The organism is Streptomyces sp. NPDC003247, from assembly GCF_042888135.1.
Taxonomy (GTDB): domain Bacteria; phylum Actinomycetota; class Actinomycetes; order Streptomycetales; family Streptomycetaceae; genus Streptomyces.
On sequence record NZ_JBIAPF010000017.1, the window covers coordinates 49,671 to 70,779 of the forward strand.

15 protein-coding genes and 1 other RNA gene are annotated in these 21,109 nt (G+C 72.9%); 9 read left to right on the plus strand and 7 right to left on the minus strand.

Annotated features, from left to right (window positions below; translation table 11 throughout):
• Positions 1-70: 70 nt before the first annotated feature.
• On the minus strand, positions 71-3,802 hold the full coding sequence (locus ACFYWQ_RS38495; protein WP_389523833.1) for an FHA domain-containing protein: 3,732 nt from the start codon (positions 3,800-3,802) through the stop codon (positions 71-73).
• Positions 3,803-4,124: 322 nt separating this feature from the next.
• Here ACFYWQ_RS38495 and ACFYWQ_RS38500 point away from each other — a divergent pair, with 322 nt between their 5' ends.
• The 4 genes from ACFYWQ_RS38500 (at position 4,125) to ACFYWQ_RS38515 (ending at position 9,820) form a co-directional block, all read left to right on the plus strand.
• On the plus strand, positions 4,125-5,807 hold the full coding sequence (locus ACFYWQ_RS38500) for a serine/threonine-protein kinase (protein ID WP_389523836.1): 1,683 nt from the start codon (positions 4,125-4,127) through the stop codon (positions 5,805-5,807).
• A gap of 506 nt (positions 5,808-6,313) precedes the next feature.
• Positions 6,314-7,561: a serine/threonine-protein kinase gene (locus ACFYWQ_RS38505; RefSeq protein ID WP_389523839.1), complete on the plus strand. Its 1,248-nt coding sequence runs from the start codon at positions 6,314-6,316 to the stop codon at positions 7,559-7,561.
• 114 nt (positions 7,562-7,675) lie between these two features.
• Positions 7,676-8,782 carry a peptide chain release factor 2 gene (gene prfB, locus ACFYWQ_RS38510; RefSeq protein ID WP_389523842.1) on the plus strand — a complete coding sequence of 369 codons (1,107 nt, stop codon included), beginning with the start codon at positions 7,676-7,678 and terminating at the stop codon, positions 8,780-8,782.
• Between the two features lie 312 nt (positions 8,783-9,094).
• The gene (locus ACFYWQ_RS38515; protein WP_389523845.1) at positions 9,095-9,820 is read left to right on the plus strand and encodes a hypothetical protein; all 726 of its coding nucleotides are present in this window, start codon (positions 9,095-9,097) and stop codon (positions 9,818-9,820) included.
• 84 nt (positions 9,821-9,904) lie between these two features.
• Here the strand turns inward: ACFYWQ_RS38515 and ACFYWQ_RS38520 are convergent, their stop codons facing one another.
• Positions 9,905-10,096 (minus strand): hypothetical protein, encoded by a 192-nt coding sequence (locus ACFYWQ_RS38520; protein WP_385073572.1) that lies wholly within the window; start codon positions 10,094-10,096, stop codon positions 9,905-9,907.
• A gap of 251 nt (positions 10,097-10,347) precedes the next feature.
• On the opposite strand from ACFYWQ_RS38520, the gene ftsE reads away from it, so the two are divergent.
• From ftsE to ssrA, 5 genes are all read left to right on the plus strand, one after another.
• Complete coding sequence (ftsE, locus tag ACFYWQ_RS38525; RefSeq protein ID WP_389523848.1) at positions 10,348-11,037, plus strand: cell division ATP-binding protein FtsE; 690 nt, start codon at positions 10,348-10,350, stop codon at positions 11,035-11,037.
• A 36-nt stretch (positions 11,038-11,073) separates the two neighbouring features.
• Complete coding sequence (gene ftsX / locus ACFYWQ_RS38530; RefSeq protein ID WP_389523851.1) at positions 11,074-11,991, plus strand: permease-like cell division protein FtsX; 918 nt, start codon at positions 11,074-11,076, stop codon at positions 11,989-11,991.
• A 68-nt stretch (positions 11,992-12,059) separates the two neighbouring features.
• Entirely contained in the window at positions 12,060-13,229 is a 1,170-nt protein-coding gene (locus ACFYWQ_RS38535) for a S41 family peptidase (RefSeq protein ID WP_389523854.1), read from the plus strand.
• Between the two features lie 133 nt (positions 13,230-13,362).
• Positions 13,363-13,902: an SsrA-binding protein SmpB gene (smpB, locus tag ACFYWQ_RS38540; protein ID WP_389523857.1), complete on the plus strand. Its 540-nt coding sequence runs from the start codon at positions 13,363-13,365 to the stop codon at positions 13,900-13,902.
• A 127-nt stretch (positions 13,903-14,029) separates the two neighbouring features.
• Positions 14,030-14,434, plus strand: a transfer-messenger RNA (tmRNA) gene (gene ssrA / locus ACFYWQ_RS38545).
• Positions 14,435-14,491: 57 nt separating this feature from the next.
• On the opposite strand, the gene ACFYWQ_RS38550 is transcribed toward ssrA, so the two are convergent.
• The 5 genes from ACFYWQ_RS38550 to ACFYWQ_RS38570 all read right to left on the minus strand — a co-directional run bounded on the left by ACFYWQ_RS38550 (position 14,492) and on the right by ACFYWQ_RS38570 (position 20,873).
• The gene (locus ACFYWQ_RS38550; RefSeq protein WP_389523859.1) at positions 14,492-15,499 is read right to left on the minus strand and encodes a LacI family DNA-binding transcriptional regulator; all 1,008 of its coding nucleotides are present in this window, start codon (positions 15,497-15,499) and stop codon (positions 14,492-14,494) included.
• On the minus strand, positions 15,493-17,748 hold the full coding sequence (yicI, locus tag ACFYWQ_RS38555; RefSeq protein ID WP_389523862.1) for an alpha-xylosidase: 2,256 nt from the start codon (positions 17,746-17,748) through the stop codon (positions 15,493-15,495). Before yicI ends, ACFYWQ_RS38550 begins: the two co-directional genes overlap by 7 nt.
• A 10-nt stretch (positions 17,749-17,758) precedes the next feature.
• Positions 17,759-18,583, minus strand: coding sequence for a carbohydrate ABC transporter permease (locus tag ACFYWQ_RS38560; RefSeq protein ID WP_389524069.1), 825 nt, complete (start codon positions 18,581-18,583; stop codon positions 17,759-17,761).
• A gap of 83 nt (positions 18,584-18,666) precedes the next feature.
• A complete protein-coding gene (locus tag ACFYWQ_RS38565; protein WP_389523865.1) occupies positions 18,667-19,578 on the minus strand; it encodes a carbohydrate ABC transporter permease in 912 nt (303 codons plus the stop codon).
• Positions 19,575-20,873, minus strand: coding sequence for an extracellular solute-binding protein (locus ACFYWQ_RS38570; protein WP_389523867.1), 1,299 nt, complete (start codon positions 20,871-20,873; stop codon positions 19,575-19,577). Before ACFYWQ_RS38570 ends, ACFYWQ_RS38565 begins: the two co-directional genes overlap by 4 nt.
• Between the last annotated feature and the right edge of the window lie 236 nt (positions 20,874-21,109).

Here is a 21,109-nt window from a genome sequence, read left to right on the forward strand (position 1 = left end):
AGCAGGAACCCGAGGGAGCATCGCGTAGCGGTGCTGACCGGAATCGCCCGCCTTCACGCGGGCGAGGGCGTCAAAGCAGCGACGGCACCTCGACCGCCGACACCTCGCGTGCCGCCCGTTCGAGCGCGCTGGCCAGCAGGGCCAGGTCGGTCGGGCCGTTGCCCAGCTCCCGCACCGGTCTGCGGGCCGGGGGGTCGCCCATGCGCTGCCACTCCAGGGGGACCACCGTGGGGCGCAGGGTCGCCGTGCGGGGGATGCGGCCGGTGACGCGGCCGCCCTGGAAGGGCGTGAGGCTGTCGTCCGCGCCGCGCAGCCGTCCGCGCCCCGGCGACGGTTCGTCGGCGCCGGAGCCGGGGGCGTCGAGGGTGATCCGCAGCGTGGCCTGCCGGGCGGGCTCCGAGTCGGCCGTACGGCCGCCGGGGCCGGCCGCCGCGACCAGATGGACGCCGAGCCGCTCGCCGTCGCGGGCCACCGCCTCCAGGGCGCGCATGACGGAGCCCGCCGCGGGCCGGCCGGGGGAGCCGAGGGCCGGTGAGACCAGGGCGTCCAGGTCGTCGACGACGACCACGAGCCGGGGCAGCGGCGGTGCCGCCTCCGCCCGCTGCCGGGCCGCCGCCCTGGGGCGCAGGCGCAGCGTCGAGCTGGGCGGGGTGTCGAGATCGGCGGCACCGGTCCCCGGGACACCCGGCTGCCGCTGCGGGCCGACCGATTGCCGGGGCGGCACGCCCGGCTGTCGCTGCGGACCGCCGGGCTGCCGTTGCGGGCCGCCCGGCTGTCGCTGGGGCACGATACGGCCCGAGACCGCGCGGTGCGTGTGCCACTCGGTGAAGTCGGACCGGCCGAGCAGTTCCGCCCGCCGCTTCAGCTCGGCGCTCAGCGACTGCGCGAACTCCCGCATCCGCACCGGGTCGTTGGCGGTGAGATGCGTGGTGACGTGCGGTACGTCCGTACAGACGCGCAGGCCGTCGCCGTGGCCGTCGGCGCCCTTGCCCACGGTGTCCCGGCCGTCGAGCAGGACGATGCTCAGCCGGTCGGGGCGTTCGGCGGCGGCCAGCGAGGCGACGGCCGCCCGCAGCAGCTCGGTGCGCCCGCTGCCGGGCGGGCCCTCGATCAGCAGGTGGGGGCCTCCGGCGACGAGGTCCGCGGTGACCGGGCCGCGGGGCCCGGCGCCGAGCACGGCCCAGGCCCGGCCGCCGAGGGCCTCGGCGTCGTCGGCCGCGTCCGCCCAGCGGGCCATCAGGGAGGCGGGCGTCGCCCTCGCCAGGCCCAGTTCGTCCAGGAGGCGGGCCGACTGGGGGAGGGGCGCGGAGACCCGCGGGGCGCGCTCGCCGCCGCCCGCGCCGTCCGGGCGCAGCGGGGCGAGCGCCCGGGCGAAACGCTCCGCCCAGGCCGGGGAGACCGCGTCCACGGCCCCGGTCGTGCCGTGACCCACCGGGCCGGGCCGCTGCGGGTCCGCGCCGCCCGGTGCGACCCTCAGCAGCCGCAGCGCGGTCGCCACGTCCCCGCTGAGCAGGGCGACCGCCCCGCACGCGCGGAACGTGGGCGCCGCCGCGCAGGCCGCCTCGTACGTCTGCGCCACCGGCGACGCGGGGGAGGCGGCGGCCGTCTCGGCCAGCGACACGACATGTATGCCGACGCGGGGACCCGCCGCCGCCAGCCGGGCCAGCGCCTCGCGCAGCTCCGCGCCGCCGGGGTCGCCGTCCACGACGACGACCGTGTACGGGCCCGTGGAGCCGTCCCGGCCGGCGTCGGCCAGTGCCCAGGAGGGGCGTCGGCCGGTGCCCCGGGGCGGCGGAACGGACACGGACGCCGCGGACCCGCGTCCGCCGGTCCCCGCTTCCGCCCCCGTCCTCGTGTCCGTCCTCGTGTCCGTGTCCGTTCCCGTGGCCGTGTGCGGGTTCGCCGTCGGCCGTCCGGTGTCGGTGGGGTGGTCCTCCAGACGGCGCAGGAGTTCCTCGGCGCGGGCCGCGGCCTGGTCGTGGTCGTAGGCGAGGAGGAGACGGCAGTCCTGCCCGTGCGCGGGGCGCAGGTGCGGGAGCCAGCCCAGCCAGGACCACTCGGCGACCCGCTCCTCCTCCGGACGCGCGCGGTCCGTGCTGATCAGCACGATCTCCAGGAGGTCCGGCGAGTGCAGCGCGGCGAGTTGGGCCAGCACGGCCCGCGCCAGACCGGCCAGGCGCGGGCGCGGCCCGGCCAGGCCGAGCGCCCCGGCCTCGCGCAGGCCCACGGTCACCGGTACGGCGGGCAGCAGGCCCGAGCCGTCGGGCGTCGCCCGGTCGGCGGTGCCGAGCCGGACCGCGAGTGCCTCCGGATGGCCCGGCCCGCGCTCCCACAGACGCGGGCCCGGTCCCAGCGCGGCCAGCAGCAGCGCGGCCGGGTCCGGCCAGGTGTCCGGCACCGGTGACACGCCGGCGGCCGGCTGGGGGTCGGCCGGTTCCTCGGGGCGCGCCTCGGGTGCGGCCGTGTCCTGGTCGCCGCCGCGGCCACCGGTCAGGCGCCGCGCCCACGCCGAGAGACCGCCGCGTCGGCGCAGGCCCTGCGGCACGTCGGTGCCGCGCAGCGGGGTGCCCTTGCGGCGGCCGGCGACGCCCTCGTCGTCGTACGGCGGGGCGGCGGGCTGGGGGGCGGGGGCGTGCGGGCCGCGGGCCCCGGAGGGCGTCCCGTCCGACGCGAAGGAGCCGAGGCCGGCGCGTCCGCCGTGCGTCTCACCGGAGCCGTCGCCCCCGGCCGCTGACCGGGCGCCCGTACGGCCCTCGACGCGCGGGGCACCGCCCTGGACGGGCACCACGGAAGCGCTTCCGGGCACGTGGGCCCGGTCGTCCTGCGCCGCGCGGGCCGGGACGGAACCGCTCCAGTCGACCGCGCCGTGGGTGTGGCGGGTGGGGCCGGAGGGGTGGGCGGTGGGAGAAGAGGAGTGCCCGGGGTGAGAGGTGTCGCCGGAGGGCTCGGGAGGGCCCGGGGGACACCAGGGCCCCGAGGTGTGGGGGAGGCCGGTGGTGCCGCCCGCGCGGGCGGACGGGATGCTCGCGGTGCCGGCGCCCGCCGCGCGCGGGTGCTCCGCTGCCGCCGGGCCCGCCCCGCGCGCGGGAGCCGCGCCCGCCGCCGGTTCGCCGTCGGCCTGCGCGCCTTTGCACGCCACCCGGACGTGCCCCTCCCCGTCCGGTGTCGTCGCCACCCGGGCGCCCGGCCCCCCGGGCGGAGCCAGCCGGAGGGCGGACTCACCCACCCGGAGCAGCGCGCCGGGGGCGAAGCGCAGGGGGCGGCTCTGGACGCGGGCGCCGTCCAGGGTGGTGCCGTTGGTGGACCCGAGGTCGGCGACCGTGACGCGGCCGTCGGCCTCCAGGGTGACCGCGCAGTGCAGCCGGGAGACGTCCGGGTCGTCGACCGGGACGTCGGCGTCGGCGGAGCGGCCCACGCGGACCTGGCCGCCGTGCAGCAGATGGACCCCGCCGGCGTCCGGGCCCGCCACCACGTCCAGCCGGGCCGGGGCGTCGTCGACCTCGGGATGCGGCTCGGGGTCGGCCGGGGCGCCCACGGCCAGCACGGCGCCGTCGACCAGCGGCGGCTCGCCCAGCGTGCAGCGCCCGGCGTCCAGGCGTTCCGCGCCCGTGTACAGCACGGGCTGCGCTCCTCCGGACGGCGTGGCGCCGCCCTCCCCGGTGACCGCCGCGGCCAGGGCGGACGCCACCGCGGCCAGGGCCGTGCCGGCGGGCGCGGTGACCAGCACGTCGCAGCTTGCGGCACGGCCGCGCGCCCCGGCGGGCGGGGCCTGCGGGTCTACGACGGTCAGCCGGATCTGCATCGCCGTCAGCGGTCCCTTCTGCCCGGGCGCGGACTTCCCCCACCCCGCCGAGCACTCGGCCAGTTACTGCACGCATCCTCGCACCTGTCGCCGACAATCCGCCCGCCACCCGAAGAGAAGTGATCTTGATTGGTCGGCTCTGCCCGCAAAAGTGCCTGACCCGTGTCCCACCCGTGATCAGTTGAGATCGGTCACGTCCGGCCCGGCAACCGTCCGGACCGGCGGGTGCGTCTTTCCTTCCAAGCCTTGCCACGAAGGCCCCGGCACTACAGTGGGTCGGAACATCGCAACACAGGCAAGCAAGCAGCAGGGAGCGCGTGACGTGCGGCCAGTCGGCAGCAAGTACCTGCTCGAGGAGCCGCTCGGACGCGGCGCCACGGGCACCGTCTGGCGAGCCCGCCAGCACGAGACCGCGGGCGCCGAGGCGGCCGTGCCCGGCCAGCCCGGGGAGACCGTCGCGATCAAGGTCCTCAAGGAGGAGCTCGCGAGCGACCCCGACGTCGTGATGCGCTTCCTGCGGGAGCGCTCCGTCCTGCTGCGCCTGACCCACCCGAACATCGTCCGGGTCCGCGACCTGGTCGTCGAGGGCGATCTGCTGGCGCTGGTCATGGACCTCGTCGAGGGCCCCGACCTGCACCGCTACCTGCGGGAGAACGGCCCCTTCACGCCCGTCGCCGCGGCGCTGCTGACCGCGCAGATCGCCGACGCGCTCGCCGCCAGCCACGCCGACGGCGTCGTCCACCGCGACCTGAAGCCGGCCAACGTCCTGCTGATGCAGAACGGCGGGCAGATGCACCCGCTGCTCACCGACTTCGGCATCGCCCGCCTCGCCGACTCCCCGGGCCTGACCCGCACCAGCGAGTTCGTCGGCACGCCCGCGTACGTCGCGCCGGAGTCCGCCGAGGGCCGCCCGCAGACCTCCGCCGTCGATGTCTACGGCGCCGGCATCCTGCTGTACGAGCTGGTCACCGGCCGTCCGCCGTTCTCCGGCGGGTCGGCCCTGGAGGTCCTCCACCAGCACCTGAGCGCCGAACCGCGCCGCCCCTCCACCGTCCCCGACCCGCTGTGGACGGTCATCGAGCGCTGCCTGCGCAAGAACCCCGCGGAACGCCCCAGCGCCGAGAACCTCGCGCGCGGGCTGCGGATCGTCGCCGAGGGCATCGGGGTGCACGCGAACTCGATGCAGATCGCCGCCGCCGACGGCGTGGGCCACCTCCTCGCGCCCGACCCGGCGCCCGCGCCCGTGCCGGGCGACCCGGCCGGCGCCTACGACCCCAACGCCGCGACCAGCGTCCTGCCGCACACCTCCGGTCCCGGCGCCCCGCACGGCGCGGCCGACCCCACCGCCGTCCTGCCCCACACCGGGGGCCCGGCGGGCGCGGCCGACCCCACGGCCGTCCTGCCGCCGGTGCCTCCGCACCAGCCCGGCGGGCAGGGCGGGCAGCCCGAGGAGCCGCACCCCTGGCAGAACCAGCTGCGCGCCGCCCGCGACCGCAACGAACAGACCCAGGTCCAGTACCTCGCCCCGGACGAGGACCCGCTGCGCCGCCGCCCCCAGCGGCAGGTCGCCCGCCCCCAGCAGCAGCCGCGTCCCCAACAGCAGCAGCGCCCCCAGCAGCAGGGCTACGGCCATCCGCAGCAGCAGCCGCAGCAGCACGCCCCGCAGCCCCAGAGGCAGCCCCAGAGGTACGCGCCGCAGCCGCAGCAGCCCCCGCAGCGGCCCGCGCCGGAGCCCCGCCAGGCCCGTCCGCCGCGCGAGCCGCGGCAGCGCAGCGCCAACCCGATGAAGATCCCCGGCCTGGGCTGCCTCAAGGGCTGCCTGTTCACGATCGTCATCCTCTTCGTGGCCGGGTGGCTCATCTGGGAGCTGAGCCCGTTGCAGGACTGGATCGGCTCCGGCAAGGGCTACTGGGACCAGCTGACCACGTGGATCGGCGACATCGCCGGGTGGATCGAGGACCTGGGCGGCAGCGGATCGAGCAGCGGCACGAGCGGCGGCGCCTGAGCGACAGCGGTCCCGGCCGTGGCGATTCCCGCCGTGACGCCCTTTGCCGTGGCGGTCCCGGCCGTGGTGAGCCCCGCCGCGGCGATGCCTCGCCGTGGAGCCCGCTGCCGCGGCGATTCCCGCCGTGACGCCCTTTGCCGTGGCGGTCCCGGCCGTGGTGAGCCCCGCCGCGGCGATGCCTCGCCGTGGAGCCCGCTGCCGCGGCGATTCCCGCCGTGACGCCCCTCGCCGTGGCGATCCCTGCCGCGGTGCCGCTGTCCTGGCCGCTCCCGCCGCGGCGACCCCCCGCCGGTGGTGCCCCGCCGCGGCGCCCCCGCCGTGGTGACCTGCCGCGGCGACCCCCGCCATGGCGCCCCCGCCGCGGCGACTCCCGCCCCTGCGGGGGCCGGACCCGACCGCGGCTTCGGGGATTTGTCGACTCCTGACGGGTGATTTCCGTCTCCGCGGTGAAGGTTGGCTCGGCGGACGCGTACTTTTGTCGGCAACACGCGTCTGTAGGAGCAGTCTTGGCACGGAAGATCGGCAGCCGGTACACCGCCCACCAGATCTTGGGCCGGGGCAGCGCCGGCACGGTGTGGCTGGGCGAGGGGCCGGACGGACCCGTCGCCGTCAAGCTGCTGCGCGAGGACCTGGCGTCGGACGAGGAGCTGGTCGGCCGCTTCGTGCAGGAGCGCACCGCCCTGCTCGGCCTGGAGCACCCGAACGTGGTCTCCGTACGGGACCTGGTGGTCGACGGCAACGACCTGGCCCTGGTCATGGACCTCGTCCGCGGCACGGACCTGCGCACCCGCCTGGAGCGCGACCGGCGTCTCGCGCCCGAGGCCGCCGTGGCGATCGTCGCCGACATCGCCGAGGGGCTCGCCGCCGCGCACGCGGCCGGGGTCGTGCACCGGGACGTCAAGCCGGAGAACGTGCTGCTGGACATGCGGGGCCCGCTGGGCCCCGGCGGCTCGCACCGGGCGCTGCTGACCGACTTCGGGATCGCCAAGCTGATCGACACCCCGAAGCGGACCCGCGCCACGAAGATCATCGGCACTCCGGACTACCTCGCCCCCGAGATCGTCGAGGGCCTTCCCCCGCGCGCCTCCGTCGACATCTACGCCCTCGCCACGGTCCTGTACGAGCTGCTCGCGGGCTTCACCCCGTTCGGCGGTGGGCACCCGGGCGCGGTCCTGCGCCGCCATGTCACGGAGACGGTCGCCCCGCTCCCCGGCATCCCCGACGAGCTGTGGCAGCTGCTCGTGCAGTGCCTGGCCAAGGCCCCGGCCTCCCGTCTGCGGGCCTCCGAGCTGGCGGCGCGGCTGCGGGAGCAGTTGCCGACGCTGGCGGGGATGCCGCCGCTGGACGTCGACGAGCCCGACGCGGAGACGGCGCAGGAGGGCCGCCGGGAGGAGACGGCACCCGCCGCCGAGCCCACCGCCCTCGCCGGGCGGGCCCGCCGGGGCTCGGTCCCCCTGGTGCCCGGTGCCCAGCCCGACTCCAGCCGGGACACGCACACCTCGATGCGGGTGCCGGCGCCCGACGAGCTGGCCGGGGGCGCGCACGGGACGGCACGGGTACCGAGGACGGCCGGGGCACCGCGCCCCGGCTCCGCGCGCAACCGCGCGGCGACCCGGCGCCGCCGGATCACGCTGGGCGTGGCCGCGGCGGTGCTGCTCGCCGCCGTGGGCGTCGGCACCTGGGCGGCGACCTCGGACGACGACCCCGGCACCGGCCCCGGGGACACGAAGAACTCGGCACCGGCCTCGCCGTGACCCGGCCCGTCACCGGGCGCCGCCGCCCCCGGTGACGGCCGCGTCCGCGCCGGGGAGCACCCCGGGCCCGGTCCTCCGGCCGTCCCCGCCTGGCGGAGCCGTTACGCTGGAGGCGTGGCAGTCGTCGATGTATCCGAAGAGCTCAAGTCCCTCTCCTCGACCATGGAGTCGATCGAGGCCGTTCTGGACCTCGACAGGCTGAGGGCAGACATCGCCGTGCTCGAGGAGCAGGCGGCCGCGCCGTCCCTGTGGGACAACCCCGAAGAGGCGCAGAAGATCACCAGCAAGCTGTCCCACCTCCAGGCCGAGGTCAGGAAGGCCGACGCGCTGCGCGGCCGGATCGACGACCTCGCGGTGCTGTTCGAGATGGCCGAGGAGGAGGACGACCCGGACACCCGTGCCGAGGCCGAGTCCGAGCTCGCCGCCGTCCGGAAGGCGCTGGACGAGATGGAGGTCCGGACGCTCCTCAGCGGCGAGTACGACTCCCGCGAGGCGCTCGTCAACATCCGCGCCGAGGCCGGTGGCGTCGACGCCGCCGACTTCGCCGAGAAGCTCCAGCGGATGTACCTGCGGTGGGCGGAGCAGAAGGGCTACAAGACCGAGGTCTACGAGACGTCGTACGCCGAGGAGGCCGGCATCAAGTCGACCACCTTCGCCGTGCAGGTCCCCTACGCCTACGGCACCCTCTCCGTCGAGCAGGGCACGCACCGCCTGGTGCGCATCTCGCCGTTCGACAACCAGGGCCGGCGCCAGACCTCCTTCGCGGGCGTCGAGATCCTCCCCGTGGTGGAGCAGACCGACCATGTGGAGATCGACGAGTCCGAGCTGCGGGTGGACGTCTACCGCTCGTCCGGGCCCGGCGGCCAGGGAGTGAACACCACCGACTCCGCGGTGCGCCTCACCCACATTCCCACCGGCATCGTCGTCTCCTGCCAGAACGAGCGGTCGCAGATCCAGAACAAGGCGACCGCGATGAACGTCCTCCAGGCCAAGCTGCTGGAGCGGCGCCGGCAGGAGGAGCAGGCCAAGATGGACGCCCTCAAGGGCGACGGCGGCAACTCGTGGGGCAACCAGATGCGCTCCTACGTCCTGCACCCGTACCAGATGGTCAAGGACCTGCGCACCGAGTTCGAGGTCGGCAACCCCGAGGCCGTGTTCAACGGGGAGATCGACGGTTTCCTGGAGGCCGGGATTCGCTGGCGCAAGCAGCAGGAGAAGTAGTCTCGTAGTTTTGTCGACAAGGCAACTGCCCCTGGGGAGGGGGTGGTTGCCTTTTGTCTTGCCCGCGCTTTCCCGGATGTCTGGGTTTTACATCACACTCACAGCTTCAACTTCCGGCAAAGCGTGTCGTCTGGGACATCGCGTGCGCAACGACCTTGACGTTGCTTAAAAAAATAGGAATCGTGCAGTGTGGCATGCGTATCTCTGGGGCGCATGTGAACCGGGGGCCTGTGCTACATCCCAGCTGCCTCCGTCGATCACCGCCCGGAACGCGGCCTCTTTGACGAATCGGCTACTGGGGGTAGCAACCATATGACCAGGAAGACGCGCGTCCGTATCGCGCGCATCGCCGCGGGCGCAGTGATCGCCGCGGGCGCCTCGCTGACGGTGGCGGGCGTGGCTTCGGCCGACGAGGTCGGCATCGACGCCCTTGTGTCGACGTACGAGGGTGAGGAACCCTGCGATGTCGCCGTGTGCGAGGAGCCGACCACGGAGGAGCCGAGCACCGAGGAGCCGAGCACCGAGGAGCCGAGCACCGAGGAGCCGAGCACCGAGGAGCCGAGCACGGAAGAGCCGAGCACCGAGGAGCCCGGTAACGGCAGCAACGGCAGCAACGGCAGCTCTTCCAGCAGCTCCGGTGGCTCCAGCAGCTCCGGCGGCAGCTCCAGCTCCTCCGGCGGCTCCACCTCCACCACGGGCGGCAGCACCACCACCACGGGCGGCTCGGACTCCTCCACCGGTGGCTCCGCCTCCACCACGGGCGGCAGCACCACCACCGGCGGTTCCACCACCGGCGGCTCCGGCACCACGCCCGACGGCACCTCCGTCCAGGAGGCCGGCAGCTCCGCGCTGACCGACACCTCGGACTCCACCAGCACCGACACCACCGCCCAGGGCGGTGGCGAGGAGCTGGCCGAGACCGGTGCCGGCCAGACCACGTTCCTGATCATCGGCGCGGCGACGATGATCGCCGGCGGCATCGGCTTCCGTGTGCTGCCGCGTCTCGTCGAGGGCCGTGGCGGGGCGGCGGCTGCCTGACGGTAGTCGCGCCCGTACCCACGGTACGCGGACACGCGAAGGGGCCCGGAGCCGACAGCTCCGGGCCCCTTCGGCGTCGTACGGCTACGCGCTCTGGTGGGCCAGCAGCGCCACCGCCGCCACCAGCACCGCCAGCAGTGCGATCAACGCCATCGGGTTGAGCCCCGCGAAGAAGTTCTCCTGCTGCATCCGCTCGCGGTTCGCACGGCACACGGGGCACCGGCCCTCGCTCACGGGCGCCGCGCAGTTGGCGCACACCAGCCGGTCATACGTCATGCGCTCGCCCTCCTCGCACCGGTTCCAGGTATCTCAACGCTCGCGGAGGCGCGAACGTTCCCCCACCCACTGTGCCAGGTTCCCGCGGAGGTTGCGCGGGAGCTCCCGCAAGCCGCCCGGCCGGGCCCTTCGACGCGTCCCGTCGGTACAAAAGGGCACAACCGCCGCGCAACCGCAACCGGTGCCTGCGCGCGCGTACCCGGTTCGCGTATGGTCACGCTCATCTACCCCCGGCGACCCGTGGTGCATCCGTGATCCGATTCGACAACGTCTCCAAGGTCTACCCCAAGCAGAGCCACCCCGCACTCAGGGATGTCTCCCTCGAAGTGGAGAAGGGTGAGTTCGTGTTCCTCGTGGGGTCCTCGGGCTCCGGAAAGTCCACCTTCCTGCGGTTGATCCTCCGCGAGGAGCGGTGCAGCCACGGTCAGGTGCACGTCCTGGGCAAGGACCTCGCGCGACTGTCCAACTGGAAGGTGCCGCAGATGCGTCGCCAGCTGGGGACGGTCTTCCAGGACTTCCGGCTCCTGCCGAACAAGACGGTGGCGGAGAACGTCGCCTTCGCGCAGGAGGTCATCGGCAAGTCGCGCGGCGAGATCCGCAAGTCCGTGCCGCAGGTGCTCGACCTCGTCGGGCTCGGCGGCAAGGAGGACCGGAGGCCCGGCGAGCTCTCCGGCGGTGAGCAGCAGCGCGTGGCCATCGCGCGGGCCTTCGTGAACCGGCCCAAGCTGCTGATCGCCGACGAACCCACCGGCAACCTCGACCCGCAGACCTCCGTCGGCATCATGAAGCTGCTCGACCGGATCAACCGGACCGGTACGACCGTGGTGATGGCGACGCACGACCAGAACATCGTGGACCAGATGCGCAAGCGCGTCATCGAGCTGGAGAAGGGCCGCCTCGTCCGCGACCAGGCACGCGGCGTCTACGGCTACCAGCACTGACCGCGACCGTCCACGGAAAGGCCTGAACAACACGCCATGCGCGCCCAGTTCGTACTGTCGGAGATCGGTGTCGGTCTCCGTCGCAACCTGACGATGACCTTCGCCGTCATCGTCTCCGTCGCCCTGTCGCTCGCCCTGTTCGGCGGGTCGCTCCTGATGAGCGACCAGGTCAACACGATGAAGGGCTACTGGTACGACAAGGTCAACGTCTCGATCTTCCTCTGCAACAAGAGCGATGCCGAGTCCGACCCCAACTGCGCCAAGGGCGCGGTGACCGACGACCAGAAGAAGCAGATCACGTCCGACCTGAAGAAGATGTCGGTGGTCGACTCGGTCAGCCACGAGTCGCAGGACGAGGCGTACAAGCACTACAAGGAGCAGTTCGGCGACTCCCCGCTGGCCGCCTCCCTCACACCGGACCAGATGCAGGAGTCGTACCGCATCAAGCTGAAGGACCCGGAGAAGTACCAGGTCATCGCGACCGCCTTCGACGGGCGGGACGGCGTGCAGTCGGTGCAGGACCAGAAGGGCATCCTGGACAACCTGTTCGGGCTGCTGAACGGCATGAACTGGGCCGCGCGGGCGGTGATGGCGCTGATGCTGGTCGTGGCGCTGATGCTGATCGTCAACACGGTGCGCGTGTCCGCGTTCAGCCGACGGCGTGAGACCGGGATCATGCGCCTGGTCGGCGCCTCCGGGTTCTACATCCAGGCGCCGTTCATCGCGGAGGCGGCGGTCGCCGGGCTCATCGGCGGTACCGTCGCGTGCGGATTCCTGGTGATCGCGCGGTACTTCATCATCGACCACGGTCTCGCCCTGTCCGAGAAGCTCAACCTGATCAACTTCATCGGCTGGGACGCCGTGCTGACGAAGCTTCCGCTCATCCTCGCCACGAGCCTGCTGATGCCCGCGCTGGCCGCGTTCTTCGCGTTGCGCAAGTACCTGAAGGTGTGACGCATGCCAACGGGGCCGTACGGGCAAGCCACCGTGCGGCCCCTCGGCGTTCCCCTAGACTCGCCGCCATGTCAGGCCGTGATCCCCTGAGTTCGCCCCGCCGCTTCGGCCGCGGGGCCGCCCTGACGGTGGTGTTCGCGAGCGTCCTCGTCGCGGGCGCGGCGACCGGCTCACTGCCCGTCGACGGCCGGGGCGCCCCGGCCGACCGGTCGCGCGCGACCGCTCCGGGCCCGGAGGCCGAGGCGGTCACCAGGGCCGCGGAGGAGGCGATGGCCGACGGCAAGTCGCCCCTGGAGGCCGCCGAACGCGCCGTCAGCCGCAGCGGGGACCGCTGGGCGGCCGTCTACTCGGAGGGCGAGTACGAGGAGTTCGAGGAGTCCCTCGACGGCCGGTACACCGGAGTCGGTCTGGAGGCGCGCCGTGAGCGGGACGGGACGATCGAGGTGACCGAGGTGCGGTCCGGGTCGCCCGCGGCCGCCGCCGGGATCCGCGCGGGCGACCGGCTGCGCAGCGTCGACGGGGAGGCGGTCGACGGCCGCCCGGTCACCGAGGTCGTCGCCCTGCTGCGCGGCGACGCGACGGACGCGCCCGCCGGCACCACCGTCCGCCTCGGCCTGGAGCGCGGCACGCGCGCGTGGACGCAGACCCTGCGCCGGGCCCGTCTGTCCGCCGACTCCGTCACCGTGCGCGCGCTCGGCGAGAGGGCCACCGTCATCACCGTCGCCGCGTTCACCCGGGGCGTCGGCGACACCGTCCGCACCGCCGTCCGTACGGCGCCGGCCGACGCCGGGATCGTGCTGGACCTGCGGGGCAACTCCGGCGGCCTGGTCACGGAGGCCGTCTCCACCGCCTCCGCCTTCCTCGACGGCGGCCTGGTCGCCACCTACGACGTCGACGGCGAGCAGCGGGCCCTGCACGCCGAGCCCGGCGGCGACACCGACCGGCCCCTGGTGGCGCTCGTCGACGGCGGCACCATGAGCGCGGCCGAGCTGCTCACCGGCGCCCTCCAGGACCGCGGCCGGGCGGTCGTCGTGGGCTCGCGCACCTTCGGCAAGGGCTCGGTGCAGATGCCGAGCGAGCTGCCCGACGGCTCCGTCGCCGAGCTGACCGTCGGCCACTACCGCACCCCGTCCGGCCGCACCGTCGACGGCACCGGCATCAGCCCCGACCTGGAGGCCGGCGTCGGGGCGCTGGAGCGGGCGGAGACCGTGCTGAGCGGACTCGGCGACGCGTCCTGAGCCGGCCGGGTCCCCTGCGGCGCACCTCGTGACCCTTCGCGGCGCACCTCGTGACCGCTCGCGGCGCACCTCGTAATCGGCTTTCCCTCGGACCCCCCTCGGGTGCGAAAATGGCCCCACTATGAGCAAGGGCATGTACGTACCGAAAGAGTCCCAGCCGAAGCAGGGCAAGCAGGTCGCGGGCAAGGACGGCGAGAAGGGCGGCAAGCGCCGGATCGTCGCGCAGAACAAGAAGGCCCGGCACGACTACGCGATCATCGACACCTTCGAGGCCGGTCTGGTGCTGACCGGCACCGAGGTGAAGTCGCTGCGCCAGGGGCGGGCCTCGCTGACCGACGGCTTCGTCCAGGTGGACCGGGGTGAGGCGTGGCTGCACAACGCCCACATCCCCGAGTACAGCCAGGGCAGCTGGACCAACCACTCCGCGCGCCGCAAGCGCAAGCTGCTGCTGCACCGCGAGGAGATCGACAAGCTGGCCGTGAAGTCGGAGGAGACCGGGCACACGATCGTGCCGCTCGCCCTGTACTTCAAGGACGGCCGGGCCAAGGCGGAGATCGCGCTGGCGCGCGGCAAGAAGGAGTACGACAAGCGGCAGACCCTGCGGGAGCAGCAGGACCGCCGGGACACCGACCGGGCGATCGCCGCGGCGAAGCGGCGGCAGCGGGGCGCGTAGCCGGGCGTTCACCGGCCGGCCGGCGGCGGGTCGCCGCCCGGCGGGAATAGGCTGGCATCGTCGTGCGTTGGTCACGTACGATGGCACCTGTGCCTCACAGCGGGCACGACGATTGAAAAATCAACATGGGGATGATCGGTTTCGACAGCGGATGTCGAAGCAGGGGAAGCGTGTCGAGGAAGCGGCCATGATCTCGTAAACCACAGGCCGAAAAAAATAATCGCCACTGTTAAGAGCGATTCTCCCAAGGCGACGCAGTTCGCCCTCGCCGCCTGATCTCAGGTAACGAGGCAACTGCCCCTTACTAGGGGAGTGTCAGCCCGGGCTCGTTCCCGACCCGGATCCTGGCATCAGCTAGGGAACTAAACCTTGATCCCGGTCACGGGGTGAAGAGGGAAACCAAACAGTGACTGGGCCCGTCGGCGACTTGTTCGCGTGATCGCCGGGGCCGAGAAAATCACAGCGAACTGCACACGGAGAAGCCCTGGTTCCGCACCGTTGGACGCGGGTTCGATTCCCGCCATCTCCACTCATCCCATGTATGCAGGAGCCCCGCCCCCCCCGAGGGGGACGGGGCTTCTGCATGTCGTCAGGCCGGACGCGGTGCCGTACTGGCGCGTCGGGTCAGCCGGGGCGGCAGCAGGGTCGCGTCGGGCACCTCCTCGCCGGAGAGCTGCGCCATCAGCAGCTCCACCGCCCGTGTGCCCACCTCGGCGGCGGGCAGCGCCACGGAGGTGACGGGCACGCGGAGGGACGCGGCGAGCTCGTCGGGGCAGATCGCCGTGACCGACAGATCCGCCGGCACCCGCAGCCCGAGCTCCCCGAAGGCGTCGATCAGGGGCTCCAGGACCGCCTCGTTGTGCACGACCACCCCCGTCAGCGCGGGCTGCTCGCGCAGCAGCCGCTCCGCGACCCGGCGGGCGGCGGCGGGCGTCGCCTCACACGGGTGGACGGCGCAGGAGAGCCCGGCCCGGTCGGCGGCCGCGGTGAACCCCTGCACCACACGCTGCGCGAACGCCGTCCCGCGCACGTACACCTCGGGCGGCGACCCGACCAGCGCCACCACCCGGTGGCCGAACTGTGCCAGATGCTCCACACAGGCCTCGCCCGCCGCCCGGAAGTCGAGGTCGATGCAGGTCAGCCCGTTCCTCTCGTGCGGGAACCCGATCATCACGGACGGCCGGTCGAGGGAGCGCAGCAGGGGCAGCCGGGGATCGCGGAGCTGGACGTCCATCAGGATCAGGGCGTCCACCAGCGCGGTGTCCGCGACCCGGCGCAGCCCCTCCTCGCCCTCCTCCTGGGTGAGCAGCAGCACGTCGTGGTCATGGCGCCGGGCGGCCACCGCCACCGACACCGCGAACCCCATGACGACCGGGACGTGGATGCCGGCCCGCAGCGGCATCACCAGCGCCAGCACGTTGGAGCGTCGGCCGGCCAGGGCCCGGGCACCCGCGTGCGGCCGGTAGCCCAGTTCCCGGATGGCGTCCTCGACGCGCCGCCGGGTCGCGGCGGAGATCGGACGCTTGCCGCTGAGCGCGTACGACACGGTGCTGGGGGAGACCCCGGCGTGCCGGGCCACGTCCGTGATCTTCACCATCGGTCCAGCTCCAGGGTGAGGAAGCCGCTGCCGGCCCGCGCCCGGGCCGTCCGGTCCCCCGCGGCCAGCGCCCACGGCGCCGAGGGATCACTGGCGGAGGCCCGCAGGGTGTCGCCCTCCCGGACGACGGTGAAGGTGACCGCGCCGACCCGCACGCTCACCTGGGCGCCGCGCCGCAGGCCGTACGCGCGCAGCGTGACCCCGTCGGCGTGGGCGTAGTCGGGCCGGTCGGCGTGCGCGCCCACCGGGAGGACCGCGCCGGGCCGCACCAGCAGCGGCAGGCTGAGGACGTCGTGCCGCTCGCGCACCCAGCGCGGCCCGGTGACCGTCCGTCCGGTGAGGTAGTGGGTCCAGGTGCCCTCGGGCACGTAGTAGGTGACGTCTCCCTCGTCGTCGAAGACGGGCGCGACCAGCAGGTCCGGGCCGAGCATGTACTGCCGTTCCAGATGGGCGCAGCCGGGGTCGTCGGGGAACTCCAGGACCATCGCCCGCATCACCGGCACGCCCTCCTCGTGGGCGACGCGCGCGGCCTCGTACAGGTAGGGCAGGAGCCGCATCTTCAGCCGGGTGAAGTGCCGCAGCACGTCCACGGACTCCTCGTCGAACAGCCACGGCACCCGGTACGAGGAGGAGCCGTGCAGCCGGCTGTGCGAGGACAGCAGCCCGAAGGCGACCCACCGCTTGAACAGCGCGGGCGTCGGCGTCCCCTCGAAGCCCCCGATGTCATGGCTCCAGAAGCCGAACCCGGACAGCCCGAGGGAGAGCCCGCCGCGCAGCGACTCCGCCATCGACGCGTACGTCGCCTCGCAGTCGCCGCCCCAGTGCACCGGGAACCGCTGCCCGCCGGCCGTCGCCGACCGCGCGAACACCACCGCCTCCCCCTCGCCCCGGTGCTTGCGCAGCACCTCGAAGACGGTCCGGTTGTACAGGTACGTGTAGTAGTTGTGCATGCGTTCCGGGTCGGAGCCGTCGGACCAGACCACGTCGAGCGGGACGCGTTCGCCGAAGTCGGTCTTGAAGCAGTCGACGCCCTGGGCGAGCAGCGTCTCCAGCTTCGAGGCGTACCAGTCGCGGGCGGCGCGGGAGGTGAAGTCGACCAGGGCCATGCCGGGCTGCCACAGGTCCCACTGCCAGACACCGCCGTCGGGGCGTCTCAGCAGGTGCCCCAGCGCCTTGCCCTCCGCGAACAGCGGGGACCGCTGGGCGATGTACGGGTTGATCCACACGCACACGCGCAGGCCCCTGGCCTTGAGCCGGGCCAGCATGCCCTCCGGGTCCGGGAAGACCCGAGCGTCCCACCGGAAGTCGCACCAGTGGTGCTCCCGCATCCAGAAGCAGTCGAAGTGGAAGACGGAGAGCGGCAGTCCGCGCTGCCGCATGCCCTCGATGAACGAGGTCACGGTCTCCTCGTCGTACGACGTCGTGAAGGACGTCGACAGCCACAGGCCGAACGACCAGGCGGGCGGGAGCGCGGGGCGGCCGGTGAGGGCCGTGTACCGGCGCAGGACGTCCTTCGGGGTGGGGCCGTGGACGACGTAGTACGTCAGTTCCTGGGTCTCCGCGCTGAACTGCACCTTCGACACGGTCTCCGAGCCGACCTCGAAGGAGACCTTGCCGGGGTGGTCGACGAAGACGCCGTAGCCCGCGTCCGTCAGGTAGAACGGGACGTTCTTGTAGGCCTGTTCGGTGGCGGTGCCGCCGTCGGCGTTCCAGATGTCGACGACCTGGCCGCCCCGGGTCAGCGGGCCGAAGCGTTCGCCGAGGCCGTAGACGTGCGTGCCGACGCCGAGGGTGAGCTGTTCGCGCAGGTGATGGGCGCCGGTCGCGTCCCGCATGATGCCCATGCCCTTGGGACCGCTGGAGGTGAGGAGGCGCCCGTCGGCGAGGAAGTCCACCTGCCAGGGGCCGGAGCGGGCCACCCGCACCGACAGCGCGCCGGAGGTGAGCGTCGCGTGGTCGTCGTCGTGGGAGATCCGGGGGTCGGTCTCGCCGCCGGCGACGTCGAAGACCGGCCCGCGCGGCTGCCCGCCGGTGAGGTGGGTCAGGGTGACGCCGATGACGTCGGGCATCGGGGTGTGGACGGTGATCGTCATGACCGGTCCCGTCAGCAGGTCGCCGCGTGAGCGGACGGGCCGGGTCGGCGCGTGGATCTCCAGGGCGCCGTCGCCCTCCTCGACGTCGAGGACGCCGGCCGGGTGGGCGGCCGTGACTCCCTCGCGCAGCAGCCAGTAACCATCGGTGAACTTCATGTGGGGGTCCTTACTTCACGGCGCCGACGGCGATGCCGCGGGTGAGCGTCCGCTGGAAGAGGAGGAAGAAGACGAGGGCCGGGAGCACGCCGAGCAGGGCGGCCGCGTTGGTCATCGTGGCGTCCATCAGCCGCTGGCCCTGGAGGACGCCGAGGGCCACCGACACGGTCTGGTTGTCGTTGGAGACCAGCATGACCAGCGGGAGCAGGAACTCGTTCCAGGTCCAGACGAAGAAGAGGACCAGGAGCACGCCGAGGGTGGGCCGGCTGACCGGGACGACGACCCGCCACAGCACCTGCCAGGTGTTCGCGCCGTCGATGCGGGCCGCCTCGATGATCTCGCGGGGGAACTCGCGCAGCACCGACGACAGCAGATACGTGCCGAAGGCCGCCTGGAGCACCGTGAAGACGATGATCACGCTCAGCCGGGTGTCGTACAGGCCCGCCTGCTTGCTGAGGTGGTAGACGGGGTAGACCAGGGCCTCCTGCGGCAGCATGGTTGCCAGGACGAAGAAGGCCAGCACCCAGGTGCGGCCCCTGATCCTGCCGATGCCGATCGCGTACGCGTTCAGGACCGACAGGACCACCGCCAGCACCGCCACCGCGCCGCTGATCAGGAACGAGTTGAACAGCTTCCGGCTGTAGTCCACCCGCTCCCAGAAGTCCTTCAGGCCGTCGAGGTAGAGGCCGTCGGGCAGGCTCAGCGGGCCGCTCCGCGCGTACTCCGCGGGGGACTTGACCGCGTTCACCGCGACGATCAGGAACGGGACCACCATGAACAGCGCGGCGAGACAGAGGGCGATCAGAACCGGGTAACGGCGCAGGGCCGTCGTCACCCGGTCCGGGCGACGGCGGAGGGCCGTCGTCGTCCGCGGGCCCGTCGTCGTCCGCGTGTCCGTCGTCATGCGTGTGCCCGTCGTCATGCGCGTGCCCCTTCCTCGGCGTCCTCGGCGCGCGTCTGCACGGTCAGGCCGAGCAGGGACAGGGCCAGGATGATCAGGGTCAGCACCGTGGAGATCGCGGCGCCGTAGCCGACCTGGGTCTTCTCGAAGAAGGTGGTGAAGGAGAAGTAGGAGGGCACGTTCGTCGCGCCGCCGGGGCCGCCCTTCGTCAGGACGTACACCGCGCCGAACACCTTCAGCGCGGCGATCGTGCACCAGGTCAGGACGACGTGGATCTCCGGGCGGAGCTGCGGCAGGGTGATGTGCCGGAAGCGGCGCCACCAGCCGGCGCCGTCCAGTTCGGCCGCCTCGTGCAGCTGGGGGTCGACGCGTTGCAGACCGGCCAGGAAGACCACCAGCGGGAAGCCGAGCTGCACCCACACCATCACGCCCATCACGCTGTACAGCGCGAGGTCGGGATCGCCCAGCCAGTCCCGCTGCCGGCCGCCCAGCCCGATCGCCTCCAGCAACGCGTTCAGGGCGCCGTCGTCGGGGGCGAGGATCCAGCTCCAGACGATCCCCGCGACCGCGATCGGCAGCACCTGGGGGAGGTAGAAGCAGGCGCGCAGGACGGTGGTGATCCGGGAGCCGAAGTGCCGGCCCACGTGGTCGAACAGGGCGGCCGCGAGGACCAGCCCGATCGCCGTGGGCACGGCCGCCATGGCGACGACCATGAAGAGGCTGTGCCGGAACGACTCCCAGAAGTCCGCGTCGTCGAACAGCTCCCGGTAGTTGTCGAGCCCCGACCACGACGGGCTGCCCACCCCCTGCCAGTCGGTGAAGCTCACCCCCGTGTTCATCAGGAACGGGACGACGATCACGGTGAGGAAGGCCAGGACGCCGGGGAGGAGGAACAGGGCGTAGGAGCCGCGGGCGCCACGCCCCCTCATCGCTGCGGTACGCCCTTGTCGTAGGCCTCCTGCAACGCGTCCAGGTAGGCGTCCGGTTCCTCGCTGCCGGTGATCAGCTTCTGCGTCTCGGAGACCAGCACGTCGTAGAACCCGGCCACCGGCCAGTCGGGGTAGAAGGCGAGGCCGTCCCGGTCGGACAGGGTGGTGAAGTCGGCGATGAGCTTCTCGGCCTTCGGGTCGGTGATGGCGGAGGTGTCCGCCGCGACCGGGACGCCGCCCTTGTTGCCGAGCAGGTTCTGGATCTTCTTCGACAGGGTGATGTCGATGAAGTCGTAGGCCAGCTCCTTGTTGGCGGCGCTCTTGGGCACGACCCAGAGGTTGCCGCCGGAGCCGAGGGTGAGGTCCGAGCCGGGCCACAGGGTGGTGCCCCAGTCGAACGTCGCCTCGTCCTGGAAGCGGCCGTACCACCAGCTGCCGGAGAACAGGATCGGCGCCTTGCCCTGGAGGAAGGAGACGCCGGCCTCCTCGGCCTTGACGCTGGTGGAGTTCTTGCCGATGTACCCCTTCTCCACCCAGTCGGCGAAGGTCTCGGCGGCGTACGTCCAGGCCGCGTCGTGGAAGTCGGTCTTCCCCCGGTACAGCTCGTACGCGTCCACCCAGGCGCGGTCGGCCCTGGACAGGGCGAGCTGGTACAGGTACTGGTGGGCGAGGTACTCGGCGCCGGAGTTGGCGAGCGGGGTGATGTCGTTCCCGACGAACGTGTCCATCGCCGCGACCAGGTCGTCGAACGTCTTCGGCTCGCCGAGCCCGTACTGCGCGAACAGGTCCTTGTTGAAGTAGACCATCGTGTACTCGGCGTAGTTCGGCACGCCGTACCACTTGCCGGAGCCCATCACGCCGTCGGCGTCGTACTGGCTGGTGGTGCGCACGCCGGGACCGATGAGCTGGTCCCAGCCGCGCTCGGCCGCCTCGGCGGACAGGTCCGTGAGCAGGCCCTGCCGGGAGAGCAGGCCCGTCGTCGCGTTGCCCTTGTTGTACTCCATGAGGTCGGGCGCGTCGGAGGAGTTCAGGACCATCGGGGCGGTCTTCTGGATCTGTTCGAAGCTCTTCTCCTCGAACTCGACCTTCACGCCCGGGTGCTGGGACTCGAACTCCTTCACGGCCTCCGCCCAGGCCACGCCCATCGCGCTGTTCGGAGCCTCGTAGTGCCACAGTCGCAGGGTGTGGGCGTCGGCGGAGCCGCCGTCGCCCGATCCTCCGCAGGAGGCCAGGAGCAGGGCCCCCGCAAGGGCCGCGGCCGCTGTCGCCTTCCCACGCCTTCGTGCCGTCCACATCCTGTGCCTCCAGGGGAGCCGGATGGTTCTCTCGGGCTTCGTTCGGGCTTCGTTCGGGCTACTTTCGGGCTTCGTTCGGGCAGGAACGGTCGTCATGCGGGGTGCGCCGGACCGGTACGACGGCCGGTACGGCGACCGGTTCGTCGGACCGGTGCGTCGACCGGGTCGTCAAACCGGTGCGTCGACCGGTGCGTCGAATCGATTCGACGCGTGACGTCGAAGCGCTTCGACGGGCG

Coding starts and splice junctions, on each gene's coding strand:
- ACFYWQ_RS38495 (WP_389523833.1), bottom strand. CDS start 3,802: ATGCAGATCCGGCTGACCGTCGTAGACCCGCAGGCCCCGCCCGCCGGG.
- ACFYWQ_RS38515 (WP_389523845.1), top strand. CDS start 9,095: ATGACCAGGAAGACGCGCGTCCGTATCGCGCGCATCGCCGCGGGCGCA.
- ACFYWQ_RS38520 (WP_385073572.1), bottom strand. CDS start 10,096: ATGACGTATGACCGGCTGGTGTGCGCCAACTGCGCGGCGCCCGTGAGC.
- ftsX (WP_389523851.1), top strand. CDS start 11,074: ATGCGCGCCCAGTTCGTACTGTCGGAGATCGGTGTCGGTCTCCGTCGC.
- ACFYWQ_RS38535 (WP_389523854.1), top strand. CDS start 12,060: ATGTCAGGCCGTGATCCCCTGAGTTCGCCCCGCCGCTTCGGCCGCGGG.
- smpB (WP_389523857.1), top strand. CDS start 13,363: ATGTACGTACCGAAAGAGTCCCAGCCGAAGCAGGGCAAGCAGGTCGCG.
- ACFYWQ_RS38550 (WP_389523859.1), bottom strand. CDS start 15,499: ATGGTGAAGATCACGGACGTGGCCCGGCACGCCGGGGTCTCCCCCAGC.
- yicI (WP_389523862.1), bottom strand. CDS start 17,748: ATGAAGTTCACCGATGGTTACTGGCTGCTGCGCGAGGGAGTCACGGCC.
- ACFYWQ_RS38565 (WP_389523865.1), bottom strand. CDS start 19,578: ATGAGGGGGCGTGGCGCCCGCGGCTCCTACGCCCTGTTCCTCCTCCCC.
- ACFYWQ_RS38570 (WP_389523867.1), bottom strand. CDS start 20,873: ATGTGGACGGCACGAAGGCGTGGGAAGGCGACAGCGGCCGCGGCCCTT.